At 68.1% G+C, this 3815-nt stretch carries 3 protein-coding genes and 1 pseudogene; 1 reads left to right on the top strand and 3 read right to left on the bottom strand.

What is annotated here, in order from left to right:
• A pseudogene (locus NZM16_RS11270) lies at nt 1-322 on the top strand (hypothetical protein); the annotation flags it as partial.
• Nucleotides 323-340: 18 nt separating this feature from the next.
• Here NZM16_RS11270 and prmA read toward each other — a convergent pair.
• The 3 genes from prmA to NZM16_RS11255 all read right to left on the bottom strand — a co-directional run bounded on the left by prmA (nt 341) and on the right by NZM16_RS11255 (nt 3653).
• On the bottom strand, nt 341-1315 hold the full coding sequence (prmA, locus tag NZM16_RS11265; protein ID WP_295480446.1) for a 50S ribosomal protein L11 methyltransferase: 975 nt from the start codon (nt 1313-1315) through the stop codon (nt 341-343).
• 365 nt (nt 1316-1680) lie between these two features.
• Nucleotides 1681-2805, bottom strand: coding sequence for a molecular chaperone DnaJ (gene dnaJ / locus NZM16_RS11260; protein ID WP_295480444.1), 1125 nt, complete (start codon nt 2803-2805; stop codon nt 1681-1683).
• A 203-nt stretch (nt 2806-3008) separates the two neighbouring features.
• The gene (locus NZM16_RS11255; protein ID WP_295480442.1) at nt 3009-3653 is read right to left on the bottom strand and encodes a nucleotide exchange factor GrpE; all 645 of its coding nucleotides are present in this window, start codon (nt 3651-3653) and stop codon (nt 3009-3011) included.
• Between the last annotated feature and the right edge of the window lie 162 nt (nt 3654-3815).

Raw genomic sequence — 3815 nt, 5'->3', positions numbered from 1 at the left:
GCCCCCCGCGGAAGCGGACGCTCCCATGCCCGCCTATGTGTATCTCTCCAACCGGCTGTTCGTCAACCGCAAGATGATCGAGATGGGCCTGGCGGAGGCGGATCGCTCCACGCCGCATCGTTTTCTGGAGAAATTCATCCGCGCGGAGGAACGGCGGGATGGACAGATCCAAGGTATTCGTTGTGTTCTCCGCGGCGGAGAAGGGCGGTCGGAAGCGAATCCAAAACCCGGAGGTCATCCAAGAGATCCGGTCGGAGATCGAGCGCCTCGGGGGGCCGATGGCGACGGAAGCATGATCGGCCATGCACGGCCGAGGCGATGAGGCCATTCCCTCTCTCATTCAATGCCGCATCTCCCTCCGATCGGGCTCCAGCTCTCCGCGAACGCTCTCCGCGTCCTTCCGCGCGCCCAGGGCGACCCAGTCCGCTTCGGCCCATCGCCCGCAGACCCGCAGGCCGGCCGCCTCCAGGGCCTCCCGAACGGAGATCTCCTGTTCGCCCTCCAGGAACCCGGAGACGACCGCCCACCCCCCTGGCCGCAGCAGGGCGCTCAGGCCCTGCTCGCAGAAGCGCCGGATCACCGGGGCCAGGATGTTCGCCAGGATCCCGTCGAAGCCTTCCCCTCGCGCAAGGGCTTCCTCCAGGGAACCCTGGCCCACCTCCACGCGGTCCGAGAGCCCGTTCCGCCGCACGTTCTCCCGCGCCACCCGGACGGCCACCGGGTCGATGTCCAGCGCCCATACCCTGGCAGCCCCCCGCCGGGCCGCCGCGATGGCCAGGATCCCGGATCCGGTCCCCAAATCCAGGACCCGCTCCCCGGGCCGGAGCCACTCGGCCAGCGCGCGCAGGCAGAGGCGGGTGGTGGGATGGGCCCCCGTGCCGAAGGCCATCCCGGGATCCAGCTCGATGAGCAGTTCCCCCGGCCGGAGCTCCGCCGGACGCCACGTCGGCCGGATCACGAAGGGGCCCACCCGAAGCACGTCGTAGTGGGCTTTCCAGGCCTCCGCCCACTCCTCCTCGTCGATCACCCGGAAGCGGGGCGGCGGGAAGGGCAGGATCTGGCTCAGATGCCAGAGCCCCTCCTCCACGCGCTGTCGAGCCTCCTCCCATCCCTCGACGATAGGGAGGTAAGCCAGGACGGTGAGGGTATCCCGAGGAAGGGGAGGATGTTCCCAATCCCCTTCCTCCGCGGAGATGGGGCCGTAATCGAACGCCACGCCGTGAGGGGCATACCGGGAGAGCACCTCCGCGATCGCCTCGGCGGCCTCCGTCGGCGCGGCAACCGCGATCTCCAGCCACCGGATCCCCGTGCTCATCGCGCCACGCGGTCGTCGACGGGTTTATGCTTCACCATATGGTCCGGTCGACCTCACGGGTCCGACGCGGTTCCCCACGGCTCTGAAGGGCCAGTCCCTCGATGATCATATAGGGGACACCTCGCTTTTGGCAGGAAGCGCGCGATCCCGGCGGTTGCGCGAAGAAGGATTCATCGGGTGTGGCGCTGTAGGCGAGCGGCGGCCTTTCGCATGGACCGGAGGGGCGGAGAGGGTGGATCCGGAGGCCGGGATGGCCGGAGGGCCGGAGCCTTAGAGGGATCGGCAGCGCTTCTCCGTCCGGCGATCCCGGCTGAGACCGTCTTGCGGTTCAGGCCCATGGGGCTGCCCGCTCCTCGGGGCGAAGGTCAACCGCCCAGCAGTTCCTTCAAGCGATCCAGGAAGCCCTTCTCCGGCTTCTGCACTTCGCCCGTCGGCAGGGTGCGGGCCAGCTCCTGGAAGAGCTTCCGCTGCTCCGCCGTCAGGCGGGTGGGGATCTCCACCTGGACCACGACCAGCATGTCCCCTCGCCCGTCCCGGCGCAGGTGGGGGATGCCCCGGCCGCGCAGGCGGATCACGTGGCCCGGCTGGGTGCCCGGTGGGATCTCCACCGTTTCCTCCCCCTCTAAGGTGGGCACGCGGATGCGATCCCCTAAGGCGGCCTGGGCGACGTTGACGGTGACCTGGACGATGAGGTCGTCCCCCCGGCGGCGGAAGTAGGGATGCGGTTGGACGTTGACCTGGACGTAGAGGTTGCCCGGCGGCCCGCCGTTTTCCCCGAGCTCCCCCTCGCCCGGCAGACGGATCTGCATCCCGTCATCCACCCCGGCCGGGATGCGCACCACAAGGCGACGGCGCGTGAGCACCCGGCCCTCTCCGCCGCATTCCCGGCATGGGGCTGAGATCACCTCGCCGGCTCCCCGGCAGGTCGGACATGTGGTGACCTGGACGAAGGAGCCCAGGAAGGACTGGCTGACCCGTCGGACTTCTCCCAGCCCCCCGCAGGTGGGGCAACGCGTGGGTCCGGTTCCCGGCTCCGCGCCGGACCCTCGGCAGCGAGGGCACGGCTCGTTCCGCGTCACCTCGACCTCCTTTTCGGCGCCGAGGGCCGCCTCCTCGAAGGTCAAGGTCACCTCGGTCTGGAGATCAGCCCCCCGCCGGGGAGCCCGGCGCGTTCGAACCCGCGGCCCGAAGCCGAACAGATCCTCGAACAGATCCGCGAACAAATCCGTGAAATCCGCCGGCTCTGGGCGGAACCCCCGGCCCTCCAGACCGGCATGGCCATACATGTCGTAGATCCGTCGCTTCTCCTCATCGGAGAGGACGGCGTATGCTTCGTTGATTTCTTTGAACTTCTCCTCGGCGTCGGGCGATTTGTTCACATCCGGGTGATACTGGCGAGCCAGACGGCGATACGCCTGCTTGATCTCCTCCAGCGTGGCGTTCCGCGGGACGCCGAGGATCTCATAGTAGTCTTTGCGGGATACGCCCATGGAACCTCTCGAGAGTTAGAAAGGGGGAGGGCGCCCCTCCCCCGATGGGTCATGCCTCACTACAGACCGGTTGGGTCGCGATGCCAACGGTCGCTTCCTCTGGATCCCCTCTCCTCGAGCGCCTCTGGCCTTCAGGCAGGGAGGATCGATGGACGGGCGGGCGAAGCGGCCCCCCTGTCGGGATCCCCTGGGAACGGCCTCTTTCACCCGCTGGTCTCCCCGCCGGGCGCCGGCTCGACCGAACGGGCCACCTTCACCAGGGTGGGGCGCAGCACCCGATCGCCCAGCTTATAGCCTTTCTGCAGCTCCTCCACGATCTGGCCGTCTCCGAAGCCCTCCACCGGCTCGTAGAGCACCGCCTCATGGAGCATCGGGTCGAAGGGATCGCCGGGTTTCACCTCGATGGGTTGAACCCCTTCGGATTCCAGGGCCAGCTGCAGCTTGCGGTAGATCAGGAAGATCCCCTCCACCCATGTCAGGTGGCGCAGGTTGTCCGGAAGGGTTTGCAGGGCCCGCTCGAAGTCATCCATGATCGGCAGGAGCTTGCGGATGAACACCGCCGTCGCCTCGGCGGCGAACTGGGCCCGTTCGGCCTCCACCCGCTTGCGATAGTTGGCGAAGGCGGCCCGCTCCCGCTGCCAGCCCTCCAGGTATTCCTGGGCCTGCGCCCGCGCCGCTTCCAGCTCCCGTTTCAACGCCTCCCACTGGTCCGCCAGGGAGACCTCGGCTTCCGCCACGGCCGCCTCCGGAGGGGCCGGCGAAGCCTGTCCTTCTTCGGATGTTGCCGGTCGCTGAACGCCATGCTCCTCCACGGTTCCACCTCCATCCTCCAGGCTATCCAAGACCACCGACAGCGTCTCGTAGCCGCGTATATTATTTTATCCCCTATCTCGGGCGAGATCCCCCTATTCCCGATGGGCCCGGCCGCGGATCTCCTGCAGGCATCGGCAGCCGTGGGCAGCCAGCCACTCTTCCATCTCCTGGCGGATGGCCCGGAAGACGCCCAGGCC

It is taken from the genome of Thermoflexus sp. (assembly GCF_025055495.1).
In the GTDB taxonomy this organism is placed as follows: Bacteria; Chloroflexota; Anaerolineae; order Thermoflexales; family Thermoflexaceae; genus Thermoflexus.
The sequence above is the reverse complement of the archived record's forward strand: the minus strand, read 5'-3'. Positions and strand labels throughout refer to the sequence as shown.

What these genes read in the sequence shown, in the direction of transcription:
- prmA (WP_295480446.1), bottom strand. Translation starts at nt 1,315, where the DNA reads ATGAGCACGGGGATCCGGTGGCTGGAGATCGCGGTTGCCGCGCCGACG.
- dnaJ (WP_295480444.1), bottom strand. Translation starts at nt 2,805, where the DNA reads ATGGGCGTATCCCGCAAAGACTACTATGAGATCCTCGGCGTCCCGCGG.